The sequence below is a fragment of the Micromonospora sp. MA102 genome (assembly GCF_025460765.1).
Taxonomy (GTDB): Bacteria; Actinomycetota; Actinomycetes; order Mycobacteriales; family Micromonosporaceae; genus Micromonospora; species Micromonospora halotolerans.
This window is the reverse complement of sequence record NZ_JAMWEG010000002.1, coordinates 251482-266954: the sequence shown is the minus strand read 5'-3', so window position 1 is coordinate 266954 and position 15473 is coordinate 251482. Positions and strand designations below refer to the sequence as shown.

Annotated in this window: 17 protein-coding genes, 1 tRNA gene and 2 pseudogenes; 8 read left to right on the top strand and 12 right to left on the bottom strand. The window is 72.4% G+C overall.

Annotated features, from left to right (window positions below; all coding sequences use genetic code 11):
• The first annotated feature begins 5 nt into the window (after positions 1-5).
• Positions 6-737, top strand: coding sequence for a sulfite exporter TauE/SafE family protein (locus NFX44_RS04660; RefSeq protein WP_262282237.1), 732 nt, complete (start codon positions 6-8; stop codon positions 735-737).
• A gap of 118 nt (positions 738-855) precedes the next feature.
• Here the strand turns inward: NFX44_RS04660 and NFX44_RS04655 are convergent, their stop codons facing one another.
• Both NFX44_RS04655 and NFX44_RS04650 read right to left on the bottom strand, forming a co-directional pair.
• Positions 856-1329: an ArsI/CadI family heavy metal resistance metalloenzyme gene (locus NFX44_RS04655; RefSeq protein ID WP_262282236.1), complete on the bottom strand. Its 474-nt coding sequence runs from the start codon at positions 1327-1329 to the stop codon at positions 856-858.
• A 20-nt stretch (positions 1330-1349) separates the two neighbouring features.
• A complete protein-coding gene (locus NFX44_RS04650) occupies positions 1350-1499 on the bottom strand; it encodes a hypothetical protein (RefSeq protein WP_262282235.1) in 150 nt (49 codons plus the stop codon).
• Between the two features lie 77 nt (positions 1500-1576).
• Here NFX44_RS04650 and NFX44_RS04645 point away from each other — a divergent pair, with 77 nt between their 5' ends.
• The 3 genes from NFX44_RS04645 to NFX44_RS04635 are packed head-to-tail and all read left to right on the top strand — an operon-like array spanning position 1577 to position 3089.
• Positions 1577-1951 (top strand): helix-turn-helix transcriptional regulator, encoded by a 375-nt coding sequence (locus tag NFX44_RS04645; RefSeq protein WP_262282234.1) that lies wholly within the window; start codon positions 1577-1579, stop codon positions 1949-1951.
• Positions 1948-2685: an aquaporin gene (locus tag NFX44_RS04640; protein WP_262282233.1), complete on the top strand. Its 738-nt coding sequence runs from the start codon at positions 1948-1950 to the stop codon at positions 2683-2685. The genes NFX44_RS04645 and NFX44_RS04640 overlap by 4 nt, the downstream gene beginning before the upstream one ends.
• Positions 2682-3089: an arsenate reductase ArsC gene (locus NFX44_RS04635; protein ID WP_262282232.1), complete on the top strand. Its 408-nt coding sequence runs from the start codon at positions 2682-2684 to the stop codon at positions 3087-3089. The genes NFX44_RS04640 and NFX44_RS04635 overlap by 4 nt, the downstream gene beginning before the upstream one ends.
• Before the next feature lie 273 nt (positions 3090-3362).
• Here the strand turns inward: NFX44_RS04635 and NFX44_RS04630 are convergent, their stop codons facing one another.
• Together NFX44_RS04630 and NFX44_RS04625 are read right to left on the bottom strand one after the other, a co-directional pair.
• On the bottom strand, positions 3363-4283 hold the full coding sequence (locus tag NFX44_RS04630) for an aminoglycoside phosphotransferase family protein (RefSeq protein WP_262282231.1): 921 nt from the start codon (positions 4281-4283) through the stop codon (positions 3363-3365).
• A complete protein-coding gene (locus NFX44_RS04625) occupies positions 4280-4459 on the bottom strand; it encodes a hypothetical protein (protein ID WP_262282230.1) in 180 nt (59 codons plus the stop codon). The genes NFX44_RS04630 and NFX44_RS04625 overlap by 4 nt, the downstream gene beginning before the upstream one ends.
• Positions 4460-4756: 297 nt before the next feature.
• Between NFX44_RS04625 and NFX44_RS04620 the strand changes: the two genes are divergently transcribed.
• Both NFX44_RS04620 and NFX44_RS04615 read left to right on the top strand, forming a co-directional pair.
• Positions 4757-5776, top strand: coding sequence for a carboxypeptidase-like regulatory domain-containing protein (locus tag NFX44_RS04620; protein ID WP_262282229.1), 1020 nt, complete (start codon positions 4757-4759; stop codon positions 5774-5776).
• A gap of 155 nt (positions 5777-5931) precedes the next feature.
• A complete protein-coding gene (locus NFX44_RS04615; protein ID WP_262282228.1) occupies positions 5932-6162 on the top strand; it encodes a hypothetical protein in 231 nt (76 codons plus the stop codon).
• A 431-nt stretch (positions 6163-6593) separates the two neighbouring features.
• Here NFX44_RS04615 and NFX44_RS04610 read toward each other — a convergent pair whose 3' ends face one another.
• The gene (locus tag NFX44_RS04610; RefSeq protein WP_262282227.1) at positions 6594-6863 is read right to left on the bottom strand and encodes a hypothetical protein; all 270 of its coding nucleotides are present in this window, start codon (positions 6861-6863) and stop codon (positions 6594-6596) included.
• A gap of 1090 nt (positions 6864-7953) precedes the next feature.
• Here NFX44_RS04610 and NFX44_RS04605 point away from each other — a divergent pair.
• Positions 7954-8490: a hypothetical protein gene (locus tag NFX44_RS04605; protein WP_262282226.1), complete on the top strand. Its 537-nt coding sequence runs from the start codon at positions 7954-7956 to the stop codon at positions 8488-8490.
• Positions 8491-8679: 189 nt separating this feature from the next.
• On the opposite strand, the gene NFX44_RS04600 is transcribed toward NFX44_RS04605, so the two are convergent.
• From NFX44_RS04600 to NFX44_RS04575, 7 genes and pseudogenes are all read right to left on the bottom strand, one after another.
• A tRNA-Val gene (locus NFX44_RS04600) sits at positions 8680-8754 on the bottom strand.
• Positions 8755-8833: 79 nt separating this feature from the next.
• Positions 8834-9301: a peroxiredoxin gene (locus NFX44_RS04595; RefSeq protein ID WP_091269137.1), complete on the bottom strand. Its 468-nt coding sequence runs from the start codon at positions 9299-9301 to the stop codon at positions 8834-8836.
• A gap of 77 nt (positions 9302-9378) precedes the next feature.
• Positions 9379-9816, bottom strand: a complete 438-nt coding sequence (locus NFX44_RS04590) for a DUF3052 domain-containing protein (RefSeq protein ID WP_262282225.1) — start codon at positions 9814-9816, stop codon at positions 9379-9381.
• Positions 9817-9927: 111 nt separating this feature from the next.
• Positions 9928-12174 carry a thiamine pyrophosphate-dependent enzyme gene (locus tag NFX44_RS04585; RefSeq protein ID WP_315974576.1) on the bottom strand — a complete coding sequence of 749 codons (2247 nt, stop codon included), beginning with the start codon at positions 12172-12174 and terminating at the stop codon, positions 9928-9930.
• Between the two features lie 129 nt (positions 12175-12303).
• Positions 12304-12642, bottom strand: a pseudogene (locus NFX44_RS33215) (transketolase); the annotation flags it as partial.
• A gap of 51 nt (positions 12643-12693) precedes the next feature.
• Positions 12694-13155: a MarR family winged helix-turn-helix transcriptional regulator gene (locus NFX44_RS04580; RefSeq protein WP_262282223.1), complete on the bottom strand. Its 462-nt coding sequence runs from the start codon at positions 13153-13155 to the stop codon at positions 12694-12696.
• A 37-nt stretch (positions 13156-13192) separates the two neighbouring features.
• Positions 13193-14635, bottom strand: coding sequence for an MFS transporter (locus NFX44_RS04575; RefSeq protein WP_262282222.1), 1443 nt, complete (start codon positions 14633-14635; stop codon positions 13193-13195).
• Here NFX44_RS04575 and NFX44_RS04570 point away from each other — a divergent pair.
• Positions 14565-15458, top strand: a pseudogene (locus NFX44_RS04570) (helix-turn-helix domain-containing protein); the annotation flags it as partial. The gene NFX44_RS04575 and the pseudogene NFX44_RS04570 overlap by 71 nt on opposite strands.
• Between the last annotated feature and the right edge of the window lie 15 nt (positions 15459-15473).

The window sequence follows — 15473 nt, the reverse complement described above, 5'->3', positions numbered from 1 at the left end:
CCCCGGTGACCGTGCACGAACTCGGCATCCTGGCCGTGGCGTCGGGCTGCGCGTTCGCCCTGGCGATGCTGTCGGCCGTCGCGGGGTTCGGTGGCGGGGTGCTGCTGCTGCCGGTATTCACCGCCCTGTTCGGGCTGCGCGTGGCTGTGCCGATGCTGACCCTCACACAGCTGTCCAGCAACGCCTCCCGGATGTGGCTCAACCGGCACCACCTGCATCGGCCGCTCGTTGGCTGGTTCGCGCTCGGTGCCGTTCCTCTGGCGATCGCCGGTGGGCTGCTGCTGGCCCACGCCCCGCTCGGCCCGCTCAAGCGGTTGCTCGGGGTCTTCCTCATCGGCGTGGTCATCTGGCGTCGCCTCAACCCGCACCCGCGCAGACCCGGCGACCGGACCTTCGTCGCCGTCGGCGCCGCCTCTGGCCTCGGGTCGGCGCTGCTGGGCTCGGTCGGGCCGCTGACCGCCCCGTTCTTCCTCGCCTACGGCCTCACCCGCGCCGCCTACATCGGCACCGAAGCCGCCAGCGCCCTCACCATGCACCTGTCCAAGATCGCCGCCTACGGCGCCGGTGACCTGCTCACCCGCAAGGTGCTGCTCTACGGTGCCGCGCTCACCCCAGCCACTCTCGCCGGGGCATGGGTCGGAAAGAGGATCGTGGGCCGCATCAGCGACCGGCTGTTCGTCCTACTGGTGGAGATCGGCCTGCTCGCCTCGGGCGCGCTGTTCCTCGCCGGCGGGTAACCGGCCCTGGAAGCAACGACGCACACGCAGCCCGGACCGCCGATCCGACTGGCAGGTCGAGTCCGGCCTCATGTGCGCGCCTGACGGACATCTGCCGTCAGGCGCGCACATCCCCCGTTCAGCAGCAGCGCGCGCCGGCTCCGCTGGTTGCCGCCTGCTTCTCCGCCTCAGCGTCGGTCGGTTCGCCGCAGCGGCACTCGTCCTCGGTCGCCTTGGTGAGGGTGTCGGCGTCGGCCTTCACGGTGTAGACCTCCCAGGGCTCGTTGCCGGGGCCGCGCACCCAGACCTTGTCCTGGAGGGCGTAGCAGCACTCGGTGTTGTTCTCCTCCAGCGTGATGAGGCCGGAGTCGGTGAGGCGCCTGGTGGCGGCGTTGACCTCGTCGGTGGTGAACACCTCGACGCCGAGGTGGTCCATGACGGTGGGCTGGTCGGTCTCGCCCTCCAGGAGGACGAGCTTCAGGGGCGGGTTCTCGACGGCGAAGTTGGCGTAGCCGGGGCGGCGCTTGGCCGGCTCGACACCGAACAGCTTCGAGTAGAAGGCGACGGAGCCTTCGAGGTCTGACACGCGAAGGGCGAGCTGGACACGGGACATGGTCATTCCTCCGGACGGATTCAGCGGACGTGGTAGGTGAGAGCGGCGGTGCGGTTGCGCTCGTAGCGGGCGTCGGCGCGGCAAGCCGCGGTGCACACCTGACCGCAGGGCTCGCAGAACGTGACGCCCTGGTTGCGGGCGCTACGGCGGGGGCGGAACAGCTTGATCATCGCCTCGTCCTTGCCTAGATGATTTTCGAAGCAAGACCTACGTTGCACCCTGTTTTGACATCTGTCAAGCTAGAGGCATGTCGAAACAAGAGCTGCCGGTGGTGGACCTCAACGCGGTCGCCTGCTGCTCCCCCATCGCGGTCCGCCCGATGGATCCGGAGCAGGCGGCGGTCGTCGCGCCGCTGTTCAAGGCCCTGGGAGACCCGGTCCGGCTGCGGCTGATGTCGATGATCGCCTCGGTGCCGGAGATGTGCGTCTGCGACCTGACTCCGGCGTTCGACCTGTCCGGGCCGACCATCTCCCACCACCTCAAGGTGTTGCGCGAGGCTGGCCTGGTCGACTCGGAGCGGCGCGGCACGTGGGTCTGGTATCGCGTGAAGCCGGAAGCGTTCCGGCAGCTCGGCGCGCTGCTGGACATCTCCGCCGCCCCGGCCGCCACCACCGCGGCGTGAGTCTCCCCCTGCCCCGGCGGGCATCGGCGGAGTTCGCCGGCACCGCCCTCCTGGTCGCCGCCGTGGTCGGCTCCGGGATCGCCGCCGCCCGACTCTCCCCCACCGACGTCGGGCTTCAACTGCTGGAAAACGCGATCGCCACCGCCCTGGCCCTGGGCGCACTGATCCTGACCTTCGGCCCGGTGTCCGGCGCACACTTCAACCCGGTCGTCTCCGCCGTCGACTGGTGGCTCGGCCGCCGCGCCGGCACCGGCCTCACCGGATGGGACCTCGCCGCCTACACCACCGCCCAGACCGGCGGAGCCGTCACGGGCGCGGTCCTGGCTGACCTGATGTTCGACCTGCCGGCCGTGGCCTGGTCCCGCACCGAACGCACCGGGGGGAACCTGTGGCTGGCTGAGGTCGTCGCCACCGCCGGCCTGGTCGTCCTGATCTTCGCTCTCGCCCGCTCCGGCCGCACCGCCGCCGCCCCCGCCGCCGTGGGCGCCTACATCGGCGCCGCGTACTGGTTCACCTCGTCGACGTCGTTCGCCAACCCGGCCGTCACCATCGGCCGGGCCTTCACCGACACCTTCGCCGGCATCTCCCCCGCCTCGGTGCCGGGCTTCGTGGCCGCCCAGCTCGTCGGCGGCCTGGTCGCCGTCGCCGCGCTCGCCGCCTGGTACCCCCACGCCGGACGCGCCGCCGACGCCGTCCTCGTACCCCACCTCACCGAGGAGACCGACGCCCGATGAGCGACAAACCCAGCGTCCTGTTCGTCTGCGTCCACAACGCCGGCCGCTCCCAGATGGCCGCCGGCTGGCTGCGCCACCTCGCCGGCGACACCATCGACGTCCGCTCCGCGGGCAGCGAACCCGCCAACCAGATCAACCCCGTCGCCGTCGACGCCATGCGCGAGGTCGGCATCGACATCACCGGCCAGACGCCCATGCGGCTCAGCTGGGACGCCGCCGAAACCAGCGACGTCATCGTCACCATGGGCTGCGGCGACGCCTGCCCCGTCTTCCCGGGCAAGCGCTACGAGGACTGGAAGCTCACCGACCCCGCCGGTCAACCCATCGACGTCGTCCGGCAGGTTCGCGACGACATCCAGGCCCGAGTCGTCGCCCTACTCGCCGACCTGGAACGTCAGCGATGACCCCGGACGCGAAGCGCCGTTGACCTCGGAGGGGCGGGCCCCATACTCCGCGCCGCATCCCCGCCATGGCCGGCGGTGCCTCGCTCTTCGGCGCGGCGGTGTGACGGCGCAGAGCGCCGGCGGTCGGCTTGTCCTCCGTCGAGTGATGCCGCGACAGTCGGTGGGCGGCCCCGGCCGCGCTGCTCGCCCAGGGTCAGCCGGCCCAGCTTCCCGGCCGGCTCTCGACGCCGCCGTCCGGGGCCTCGCCCGACGGTGATCGCGTGGGCACGCAGGTCAGTCGTGGCGGTGACGCACGATGCGGTCGATGGAGCGGATCGTGTCCTCGCGGTCGTCCTCGGTGATCGAGTCCCACAGGTCCGCCAGCCAGTAGAGCGAGCCCGACAGCATCCAGGCCCACCCGCGTACCCAGGTCGCCTCGTCGAACCCGAGCGCCTCCCGGTAGGCGGCCCGCGCGCGGGCATCGAACAGGCTCCAGCCCGGCCGCACCTCGACCGCCGGATCGCCGCGGCCGAGACCGCCGAAGTCGATCACCCCGGTGAGCCTGCCCCGGTCGACCAGCAGGTTGCCAGCCAGGAGATCACCGTGCAGCCATACCGGCGGTCCGGGCCACTCGTCCGCCGCCATCGCCTCGTCCCACGCCGCGGTCACCGCCCGCCCGTCGATCCGGTCGCCCAGCGCCGCGATCGACCGGCGGGTCAGCTCGTCCCGCTGCAGCAGGGGTACGCCGCGCTGAATCCCCTCCTTGACCGGCCCACCCATCGGGTCGATCGCGATCATCGCGCGCACGAAGCCGGCGAGGTCGACGGCGAGGTCGACGAGGTCCTGCCCGGCTTCCGGATTGCGCCCGTCCAGCCACGGGACGACCGTCCAGGGCCACGGATAGTTCCCGCCCGGCCGGCCGACCGCGACCGGCACCGGTACCGGCACCGGGAGATGCGGCGCCAGCCGCGGCAGCCAGGTCGCGTCGGTCGCCACCTGGTCGACCGCCCACTGCGCCCGCGGCAGCCGTGCCGTCAGGGAATCACCCAGTCGGAACAGTGCGTTGTCGGTGCCGTTCAACGGCTGCGCAACGATCGGCAGGTCCGACCATTCGGGGAACTGCTCGTCGATCAGGGCGCGTACCTGCTCGGTGGCGACGACGATCTCTCCAGGGCGCATCGGCGCGAACGTAGAACCACTCGACCAGCCCGTCAATCGAAATCGGACCAGGCCGTGCCGTGCGCCGGATCGACCGCGCCGGGTGGTTCGCGCTGACTGCACGTCTTGACCTCAAGATCGGACAGCAGCCCCGTCACGAACTCCCCTGCCGCACGGCGCGGTTCCACCCGCCCGAACCGGCCCGCGCAGCACCCCGACACCTCGGCCAGCACCCGCTCCCACCGACCAACGGCTACCTGTGGCACGCGGCCACGGCAAGATCGGACGTTGTGTCCCCTGCGAGAGGCCGGGTAGGGGCCCGCGAGTCGGGCAACCCACCCGACAGGGCATAGTGTCCCGCGGTGTCATCGGCGGATGTCGCCTGCCCGTGGAAAGGGTGGCATGAATTGACGACGCGCTTACGTGCCCGATGGGCCCGGGCCGCCACATTTATCGCGCTGACCGGGGGGACGCTCGCGGTGTCCGCGGCACCCGTGGCGGGCGCCCCGGCACCCATCAGCATCCTGAGCGTGTCGGCGGAGAACGTGGAGCCCGGCGACAAGGTTCGCGTTCAGTTCCGCGTCACGAACAACGGGAGCGGGGCCGAAACGGCCATCGTGGTGGTCGGTGGCGGCCTGCAATGCACCACCGGCTGCCGGGCGGAGCCGAACCTCAAACCCGGCGAAAGCCAGGACTTCCAGGCCACCGTCGTGGCGCCCCAGGTGAACGCGGGCGAGATCCTCGGTCTCAACATCTCGGTCGCCGTACGGCTCGGCGGGCAGAACAGCTACGACTACAAGATGGTCTACATTCACGGCGCGGGCACGTCGCAACCCGGCGCGGGCGCGCCGCAGCCCGGTGCGGACAAGCCGTCGTCCGAGGTGGATGGGGTGTCCGGCCTGGTCCGCAACACCAGCGGCAAGGCGATCGGCGGGGTGGCCCTGACCGTCCGGGACAGCGCCGGGCACGAATTCCGTACGACGAGCGACCGGAGCGGCCGGTTCTCGATCAAGTCGGGTGCCGGCAAGACGATCGCAGCGGGCCCGATCACGGTCGTCGCGGCCCTAAAGGGCTATCGCACCACCCGCACGACCGTACCGGGCTCCGCCGGTGACACCGCGAGCGTGCGGCTGACCTTGGCCGCCGTGGCCGCCCCGGCCAGGACCCCGCCGTCGCCCACCGCAACGGCGGCAGCGGACGAGGCTCCCGAGCCGGAGACCAGCGTAGCCGCGGCGGCACCCCCCGACTTCGAAGCTGTCAGCGACGAGGGCAGCGGTTCGCTGCCGCTCATCCTGGGCGGCCTGCTGGTCGCCGCCGGCCTGGGCGCACTGGCTTTGCTGGTGAACCGCCGCCGGAACACGCCCGACAAGCCGGCGCCGCATGCGGCGACTCAGCTGACGGCGCCGGCCGGAGCCGGCATGAGCGACGCACCGACCGCGGTGCTGCACGCGAGGCCGCCGGCCGACGAGTTCCCCGGCACGTACGGCGGGCACCCGCAGGGCGGCACCCGGCAGCTCAGCCACGACCCATACGGCGGGCCAGCCCACTAGTACTGCTACGGCGGTTCACAGCTTCCGAAGCAGCTCCGCCGTAACCGCGTCTTGCAGCGCCGCCTGCAGAAGCCGATGGGCACAAGGGATTCAATCAGGCTGATCCCTGAACAGCGCCCATCTTCCTGCTGCCCAACGACAGCCCTGGCGGATGCATGGACATCTGCGTGTTCAGTCGGCGCAGCGGCGCCTTGGCCCTCGCCCTTGTTCTCGGACTGCCGGCCATCGGCGTCGGACTGGTAGCCAGCTTGATCATCTTCACCGTCCGGGTCCGCCGTGGCCAGCCACCCGTCCCGGTGGGTAGAGCCGCGGGCGGGATCGGTGTCGCGGTCTTCGTCGCGGTCTTGGCCTTCTGGTTCCTCGGAAACACCATCGCCAGCGCATAGCGAGGCGTAGCGCCCTGGTCCTGATACGGCTCGATCTGGCCCGACAGCTGAGGTGCGACGCGGCTCTGCAGGTGATGTGCGACGGGTGGTCTAGAAACTGATGGCCGGGATGATGTCAATCAACTCAGCATGCGGTGACAGCCCGTGCGCCCCGTCCCGGTGGGAGTCGCGCGGCTGCCGGCTGTCAGGCTGCACACCCGGCCTGCCACGATCACCGCGTGAGGCAACAGGACTGGGACAACCTAAGCCACGTCGAACAGTGCTTCTTCATCAACGCGATGGCGATGGACATCCTGCCAGGCGTCCGCGGCGATCTCGACGAAGCTGCCTCGACGAGCACACCCTCACCGTCTACGGCGCCGACACCCCGATCGCGGCCGTTCCCCGTCGCAGCACCACGGACCTGAACCGCACCAAGGCCAAGCACCAGATCACGGCGCGCTTCCATCCGTGAGGGCACCGAGGGGCATTGCTGTCCTCCAGCGAAACTGGTGATCGGGCTCGTCGCGGTATTCCAGAACGCCGGCCTTCACCAGAGCCTGCAGCATGTCCCATAGCGCCTGACCGAGCGGATTGTTCGACCAGAACACCCACTTGACCTGCATGAACGATCGCCCCGAGAACAGACCGAGCGATCGGCCCAGCTCGTACTGAGCGCAGTCCACGTCCGTCCACTCAGCGAGATCATCCCCAAGGGCCATGACACGGATCCTCACATGCGCCGGCCAACCCCTACGATCACCAGATCGCGACCAGTATTCGATCATGACCGGTGTCAAGCGTCCTGCGGCACCGTTTCGTCAACCATCATGAGAGACCAGGCACGCCGGCAGCCGGCCGTGTGATCCGCCAGCAGATGCGCGACACATCTCCGCGAGCTGACGCGCGACAAGGTCTAGAAGTCTGCCGACGCCACGCGACAGACGGTCAACGCACGCATCTGCCAAGAGTCGAGCCCGCGCACCGCCGGTTCGCCGTGCACAATCGCTACCGTGCGAATGGGGCTGGCGACAGGCCCTTCACACGCGAAAAGGGGCTGGCTGATGACCGACTGGCGCTCTCGGTGGGATGCGGTTGTCGCCAGCGATGTGAGCGCCCGTGACGGCCTTGGCTGGGAGTTCACTAGCCGGACCGGTGATCCGGCCTGGGCAGTCTTCCGCGAGGACAGTGGCCCGTTCCCGGTCTTCTCCGCAGCGCGCGGGCACATCATGCCTTCGGCGGGCGACCTAGCCGCCATGACACACGAGGCTGTGGCGGACCTCTTGGCTGCCGCTGGACTGGCTGACCAACACGGCTGGATCACTGAGAACATCTCGGCCGCACTTCTGCTGGCCTCCATGAGTGTCGAGTCGTGGGAGGGGGTGGAATGGGCCCTTGAGTCTGGTCCTGACGATGTCGCGATTGCGTGGGCTGAACCCGACGCCGCGCGAACGCCCTACGCCTGGCTACGCGCCATCGGCGCCGACGCATCGGCAGAGGTCAGCGTCTACCAGGACGACGCGCTCTTCGGCCTCTGTTTCATTCCGACCGTGGAACTCCGACTGCCGGAGTTCGACTCCGGCTCACTGCGGTCCCGCCGAGGGATTCCCCATTCATGCCGCGATCCGCCATCGACTGTCGCAGATCACTTGGCGGACGAGTGTCGCGCCTCACCCGACGGAGCACGGCCGGCAGCCGGCCGTGCCGTGTCACGGCACATGCCTGACACTCGCGTCCCACCACATGCTTGACACCACTGGCTGAGAGCGTGTGAAGCTGGTCCGGTTTGTCAGTGTGACCCGGAGGTGATGCGTGGATCCCGCCCGGCTGAAGACCTGGCGCGAGGATCTGCGGAAGGCAGTCGCCTCCGCGGTGCTCGACTTCGAAGACCTCTACGGGTACCCGCCGGACGAGAACGTCGTCAGCGAGCCGGACACGATCGCTGCTGCGCTGATCGCTGCTGTCCGTCCCGCCATCCCCGCCGACCTCGTAGACCTGTACGCGGCAGTCGGTGCCGTCGACCTACCGGACATCGGTAACGGGTTCTTCCTGCACACGGCCTCCCACGTGGCCCACACCCACGGGTCACGGGACCTTTGGCACGTACGTGGCCGCCACGACGCCGACGTTGTCGTATTCGCCAGCGATGGCGGCGGCACCCGGTACGCGCTAGCCACGCCTGCCGGATCACCCGTCTACCGACTCCCACCGGACCTCGTCCTCGACGGCATCTACACCTCAGAAGACCCGCGCTTCGACATGGCTGCCCCAGACCTGTCGACCTTCCTCGACCGCATGCTCCAAGCCGTGAAGGCGTTCACCGCATCGAGCAGACCGCCGAGCCTCTGATCGATCATCTAGCCCAAGGTCACGGTGGTGTCCCCTGCTGATGGAGCTGGGCGTTACGCCGCATGTCGTCCGGGCCATCGCCCGGCACGCCGACGTGATGATCACTCTCAAGATCTACTCGTACACGCCAACCTTGCTGTCACCGCCCTGGGGAGTGATCTTCTCGGGGCGGTTTTCGCTGGTGGGTGGTGGTGGGCGCGGCAGGTTTCGAACCTGCGACCCCTCGCTTGTAAGGCGAGTGCTCTCCCGCTGAGCTACGCGCCCGGAACGCCCGTACGGCGGGCCGGAGCGGCAAGCTTACCTGCCGGCCTCCGGCCCGGTCGAACGACGGGCCCGGGTGGGATCAGGCGGCGACGGCCTCGGCGAGGGCCTTGCGCCAGCCCTGCTGGTCGCGCGCCTCGCCGGGCATGTTCATCTCGGCGAACCGGACCACGCCGGCCTTGTCGATGACGAAGGTGCCCCGGTTCGCGATGCCCGCGACGTCGTTGAAGACGCCGTACGCCTGGGCGACCGCGCCGTGCGGCCAGAAGTCGGCCAGCAGCGGGAACTGGTAGCCCTCCCGGTCGGCCCAGATCTTGTGGGCGTAGACCGAGTCGACGCTGACCGTCAGCACCTGAACGTCGTCGTTGACGTACTCGTTGAGGTTGTCCCGCACCTCGCACAGCTCGCCCTGGCAGATGCCGGTGAAGGCGAGCGGGTAGAAGACCAGCAGGACGGTGCGCCGGCCGCGGAAATCGGCGAGCCGGACCTCCTGGTTGTTCTGGTCCTTGAGCACGAAGTCCGGCGCCTCGGCGCCAACCTCGATGGGCATGGGAGCTCCTTGGATCGGGTCTGGAGATGATCAGCCTGCCACACCCGGCGACACCGGCCGCCGGGTGCCGGGTTCGGCTACTTCTTGCTCTTCGACCCGCGTCGGAGCACGAGGCGGGCGCCGCTCCAGTCGCGGCCCGCGTTGACGGTGGAGGTCTGCTGGAGGCCGGCGGTCTGCGCGCTCTCCGCGACCTCGCTCGGCTCGACGTGGCCGTCCCGGCCGGCCTTGGGCGTCAGGAGCCAGACCACACCGTTGTCGGCCAGGGGTCCGAGGGCGTCGACGAGGAGCTCGAAGAGGTCGCCGTCGCCGTCGCGGTACCAGACGAGAACCGAGTCGACCACCTCGTCGGTGTCCTCGTCGACCAGATCTCCACAGCGGTCGGTCAGGGCGTCCCGGAGATCCTGGTCGACGTCGTCGTCGTACCCCATCTCCATGACGACCATCCCCGGCTCGATCCCGAACCGGTCCGCCAGGCTGCGTACCCCGTCGGCGGCCTGACCAGCGGTCGCGCTCACTGTCGCGTGCCTCCTCATCTCATGCCTGCTCGTGGCGTCGTCCGACGCCGTCGCGCCCAGTCCACACAGTTGTGGCTCCCCGCGCAAGTGGCGCACCGGGTGGAACGGAATTTACCGTGCCAGCAGCGTGCGGGCACCCTCGGTAATGGCTTCCTCGGAGACCAGGACCTGACGCGCCGCCGGACCTAATGGTACAAACGAGTCAAGTCCGGCCACCCGGCGCGCCGTGCCGACGTACCCGGCGTCCACCAGCGCGGCGATCACGCCCTCGCCCACCCCGCCCGAGCGGCGGGTCTCGTCCACGACCAGCACCCGGCCGGTGGCCGAGGCCTCCCGGATGATGTCCGCCACCGGCAGCGGGGCCAGCCAGCGCAGGTCCACCACCCGGCTGCCGATCCCCTCGTCGGCCAGCGTGGCCGCCGCCCGCAGCGACATCCGGACCCCGTTACCGAAGGTGATGATGGTGAGGTCCTCGGCCGAGCCGACCCCGTACACCCGGGCGCGGCCGATCGGCACGTGGCGGGCCGCCCAGGCGCCGGGCTCGGCGTACTCGGCCAGCCACTCGCCGTCACCCTCGGTGTAGAGGTCGCGGGTGTGGTAGAGCGCGATCGGCTCCAGGAAGACGCTGACGGCGCCGTCCACCGCGGCGGCGGCCAGGCAGGTACGCAGCATCGGCGCGGCGTCGTCCGGGCGAGCCGGCACCGCGATGACCAGCCCCGGCACGTCGCGGAGCACGGCCACCGAGTTGTCGTTGTGGAAGTGCCCGCCGAACCCCTCCTGGTACGCCAGGCCGGCCACCCGCACCACCATGGGGTTGCGGAACGCCCCGCGGGAGAAGAACCGCATGGTCGCCGCCTCGCCCCGGAGCTGGTCCTCGGCGTTGTGCAGGTACGCCAGGTACTGGATCTCCGGCACCGGCAGCATCCCGGCCACCCCCGCGCCCAGCGCCAACCCGAGGATCGAGGTCTCGTCGAGCAGGGTGTCGAACACCCGCGCCGCCCCGAACCGGTCCCGCAGCCCCTTGGTCACCCCGTACACACCACCCTTGGCGGCCACGTCCTCGCCGAAGACGGCCGCCCCGGGGTGGTCGAGCATCCCGTCGGCCAGGGCCGCGTTGATGCTCTGCGCCAGGGTGAGCGGGCCGGCCAGCTCCGGCAACCTGCCGCCGAACGCCTCGGCCCGGGCACCGGCGTCCGGGCCGGCCGCCCGGGTCGCCGCGTCGGCGACCGCCCGGGAGATGCGGACCGGGCGGCGCGGGGCCAGCTCGGACACCACGTCGACCGGGGAGGTCAGCTTCGGCTCGTCCAGCACCTCCTCGGCGAGCCGGCGGATCTGCCAGCCGCGCTCGTCGTACCGGGCCAGCAGCTCCTCGCCGGAGGCGTAGCCGGCCTCGACCAGCCGCCGGGCGGTGGCCAGCAGCGGGTCCCGCGCCAGGTCGGCGGCGATCTCGGCCGGGCTCCGGTACGCGGTCTCCGCGTCCGCCCCGGCGTGCCCCATGAGCCGCACGGTGGTCAGGTGCAGCACGGCCGGCCGCCGGTGCCGGCGCACCCAGGCCGCCGCCTCCGCCGCAACCCGGTACGCCTCGGCCACGTCGGTGCCGTCCGCCGAGAAGTAGCGGATCCCCGGCCGGGCCCGCAGGGTCGCGGCCACCCAGCCCTGCGGTGAGCGCACGCTGATGCCGAGCCCGTTGTCCTCGCAGACGAACAGGACCGGGATGCGCAGCCCGGCGTGGTCGTACCAGCCGGCGGTGTTGAACGCCGCCGTCGCGGTGGCGTGGTTGACCGAGGCGTCGCCGAACGAGCAGACCACGATGGCGTCCGGCGGCCAGGTCACGGCGTCGGATTCCCCGTCGGCCCGCCGGCCGCCCCGGCGCAGCCGTTCCAGGGCCAGGCCCAGGCCGACGGCCCGGGGCAGTTGCGAGGCGATGGTGGAGGTGGTCGGGATGACCGCGAGGTCGGCCCGGCCGAAGACCTTGTGCCGACCCCCGGCGATCGGCTCCTCTGCGGAGGCGACCATCCCGCGGAGCACGTCGCGGGCCGCCTCCGCGTAGGCGTCGTCGGGCTCGGGCAGGGTCAGTTCGGGTACGCCGGCCGTCGCGGCGCCGTCCGTGTCGACGGCCACCCCGGCTCCGGTCGGCAGGCTCGCGGCCGCGGCACCGGCACCGGCACCGGCCGCCGGGGATCCGCCCGGCACGCTCGCCTCCTCGGCACCGGCCGCCGCAGGCCCGCCCGGCGTCGCGGGTCCGTCCGACGTCGCAGGTCCATCCGGAGTGGCGGATTCGGTCGGGGGGCTGTCCAGCAGCGCCGAGGAAGGGACATCGCCCGTCCTCCCCCCGGATTCCGGCCGCCCGTCCGGCACGTCGGCGTCCGCGTCCGCAGCACCGTCGACGGGGGTACGCGGGTCCGGGATGCGGGCCGCCGGGTCGTCCTCCGCCGTGTCCAGCCCGGTGTCGGGCACGGCCGGGCCGGCCGGGAAGGCACCGGCAGCCTGGGCGGCACGCAGGCAGTAGAAGGCCCCGGAGCGGTAGTGGAGCAGGGCGGGGTCGGTCGGCCGCAGCGCGGCGGCCACGGCCGCGTTGCCCTCGTGGCCGGCGGAGCCGATCGTGTAGTACCCCTCGCCGAAGCCGCGCAGCCAGCGCCCGGCGAGGTCGAGCAGCCGGCTGGTGAGCTGGGCGTCGAACAGGGCCAGCGCCTGCGCCCCGGTCAGCGACCCGGCAGCGGGCAGCGGTTCACCCAGGTGACGCCGCTGGGCGGGGGCGCCGAGCGCGGTCAGGGCCGCCCGGAACCGGTCGTCGAGATCTTGCGGGGTGGTCACGTCGGACAGCATTACCGACCGGAGGGCACCTCGCCCAGTCGGACACGTTCCACCCGGGCCCGGTCAGGCCTCCCCGCACTGCTCCGGGCAGCCGCCGTCGGAGACCTTCCAGACCAGCTCACGCAGGGTGGTCAGCTCTGGGGTGGTGAGCCCGCCGAGGAGTCGGGAGTCGGACATCACGAGCCGGACCCGGTCCCGGACCCGCCGGCCCTCCGCGGTCACCACAAGCGTCTTCTGCCGCCGGTCGGCCGGGTCGACCCGCCGCTCCACCAGCCCTGCCTGCTCCAGCTTGTCGACCAGCCCGGTGACGTTGGAGCGGTCGCAGCCCAGCCGCGCGGCGAGGTCCCGGGCGGGCAGCGGCCGGTCCGGGTCCAGCTCGTCCAGGGCGCGGGCGGCGGCCGGGGTGAGCCCCAGCGCGGCGATCTCCACGTCCTGGTAGTGGCGCATGGCCGAGGCGATGTGCATGATCCGGCGCACGGCGTCCCCGGCCAGGCCGGAGCGGTCGGGGACGGTGGACTGCGCCATGTCCCACATCCTACGTGCGCAGCTCACACGCCCCGGGTCACGGCCGTGAGCGGACGGCCTCGGGGCCGGCCGGGACCGGATCCGTCGTTGCCGCCGGCCGGTCGGCCCGCCGGGCGGCGACGGCGCCGGCCAGCAGCAGCACGGCGGTCAGGAGCGCCGGGGGCAGGGCGAGCGCCGGGCCGTGCCGGCCGGTCGCGGCGAGGGCGAGGTGCAGGCCGCCGACGAGGGTCACGCCGAGCACGGCGGCGAGCAGCGTGCCGGTGGAGACGGCCGCGGAGAGCGCCGCGGCCGCGCCGGCCGGCACGACGCCGGTGAGCCGGGTGACCAGCGGGCTGAACGCGGCCGCGTGCGCCGCGCCGCCGGCCACCAGCAGCGCGCTTCCCGCCGGCCACGGCCAGCCCCCGGCGGAGAGCCCGGCCACCGCCACCACCACCGCAGCCAGCACCGGCGGGCCGGCGACCGGCAGCACCGCCCGGACCCGCTCCGGCAGCCGGACCACCGCCAGGCCGCACAGGGCGAAACCCGAGGCGTACGGGAGGAAGGCCAGTCCCGCCGCAAGGGCCGTGAAGCCCAGCCCGTCCTGGAGCCGCAGGGTGAGCACGAACAGGAAGCCCGCGTAACAGCCCATCACCACGCAGCAGGCGAGCAGCCCGGCCGGCACCCCCGGGTGGCGCAGCACCGTCACGTCCAGCAGCGGGGCCGCGTCGTGACGGGCGCGCCGCACCTCGTACCCGAGGAAGAGCCGCAGCCCGGCGGCGCCGGCGGCGACCGCGGCGGCCCGGACCCAGCCGGGCCAGCCCAGGTCACCGCCGAGCACGAGCGGCAGCACCAGGGTGAGCATCGCGGCGGCGAGGATGAGCGCGCCCGGCAGGTCCAGTGGCTCGCGCCGGGACGGGCCGGCCGGCAGGCCGGCGAACACCCGTCGCCCGACGACCTGGAGCGCCACGCCGACCGGCACGTTGACCAGGAACGCGGCCCGCCAGGTCAGGCCGCCCAGGTCGAGGGTCACCAGCAGCCCGCCGATGACCTGCCCGGCGGCCACGCCGAGGGCCAGCACCATCGAGTACGCCCCGATCGCCCGCGCCCGCGCGGCGGCCGGGACCGCCGCCTGGATCAGCGACAGCACCTGCGGCACCATGAGCGCGCCGGCGGCGCCCTGGGCGACCCGGGCCAGCACCAGCGCGGCCGGCCCCGGGGCGAGGCCGCAGGCCAGCGAGGCGAGGGTGAACCCGGCCAGGCCGAGCAGGAAGACCCTCGGGTAGCCGTGCCGGGCGCCGAGGCGGGCCCCGACCACCACCAGCACGGCGAAGGTGAGGGTGTAGCCGGCCAGCACGAGCTGCTGCACGGCCGGCGGTCCGGCCAGGTCGGCCCGGATCGCGGGCGCGGCCACCGCCGCGATCGAGGTGTCCATGGAGGCCATCGCCTGCCCGGTGAGCAGGACGGTGAGCAGGGCCGCGGTCCGGCGGGTCGACTCGGTCACGGCCGCCACCCTGCCCGCCCGGGCGGGCGGCGGTCTTGTCGATCCTTGCGGGACGGTCGTGTCGGCCCATCGGCCTACCCTGTCCGGCATGCGTACCGCCACACCGCTGCTGGCGCACCCCGACTTCCGGATCGGCCTGGTGCGGTGCCGGGACGACCACACCGGCTGGTCCGCGCCCGAGCCGGCCACCACGTACGGCCTCGTGCTGACCCGGCGGGGCGGCTTCCGCCGGGCCGGGCGCGGCGGCGCCGAGTTCGTCGAGCCGACCGTGGCCTACCTGACCGTGCCGGGTGAGGAGGAGCGCTTCGCGCACCCGGCGGGCGGGGACGACTGCACCTCGGTGCGCCTGTCCGCGCGGCTGTGGCGGGAGCTGTTCGCGGAGCGGCCGGTGCCGGCCGTGGTGCACGTCGACGCGCGGGTGGACCTGGCCCACCGGCTGCTGCTGCGGTCGGTGGCCGACCCGGACCACGCGGCCGCGGAGCGGCTGGTCCGGCTGCTGGGCGGGGCGACCGGGCCGGCGGTGGGCGGGAGCGGCCGGGACCGGCGGCTGGTCGAGCGGGCCCGCGCCGCCCTGCACGACGGCGCGCCCGAGGCCGCCGGGCTGCTGCCGCTGGCTCGGGCGCTCGGGGTCTCGCCCTACCGGCTGAGCCGGGAGTTCCAGGCCCGGGTCGGGGTGCCGCTGACCCGCTACCGCAACCGGCTGCGGGTCGGGCGCCTCCTCGACCGGCTGGAGGAGGGTGCGGAGAGCCTCGCCGGGCTCGCCGTCGAGCTGGGCTTCGCCGACCAGGCCCACCTGACCCGCACGGTCCGCGCCCAACTGGGTCACACCCCGGCGGGC

Bases quoted from the DNA above. Each gene is read 5' to 3' on its own strand.
- NFX44_RS04655 (WP_262282236.1), bottom strand. From the start codon at position 1,329: ATGTCCCGTGTCCAGCTCGCCCTTCGCGTGTCAGACCTCGAAGGCTCC.
- NFX44_RS04650 (WP_262282235.1), bottom strand. From the start codon at position 1,499: ATGATCAAGCTGTTCCGCCCCCGCCGTAGCGCCCGCAACCAGGGCGTC.
- NFX44_RS04645 (WP_262282234.1), top strand. From the start codon at position 1,577: ATGTCGAAACAAGAGCTGCCGGTGGTGGACCTCAACGCGGTCGCCTGC.
- NFX44_RS04635 (WP_262282232.1), top strand. From the start codon at position 2,682: ATGAGCGACAAACCCAGCGTCCTGTTCGTCTGCGTCCACAACGCCGGC.
- NFX44_RS04615 (WP_262282228.1), top strand. From the start codon at position 5,932: ATGGACATCTGCGTGTTCAGTCGGCGCAGCGGCGCCTTGGCCCTCGCC.
- NFX44_RS04610 (WP_262282227.1), bottom strand. From the start codon at position 6,863: ATGGCCCTTGGGGATGATCTCGCTGAGTGGACGGACGTGGACTGCGCT.
- NFX44_RS04595 (WP_091269137.1), bottom strand. From the start codon at position 9,301: ATGCCCATCGAGGTTGGCGCCGAGGCGCCGGACTTCGTGCTCAAGGAC.
- NFX44_RS04580 (WP_262282223.1), bottom strand. From the start codon at position 13,155: ATGGCGCAGTCCACCGTCCCCGACCGCTCCGGCCTGGCCGGGGACGCC.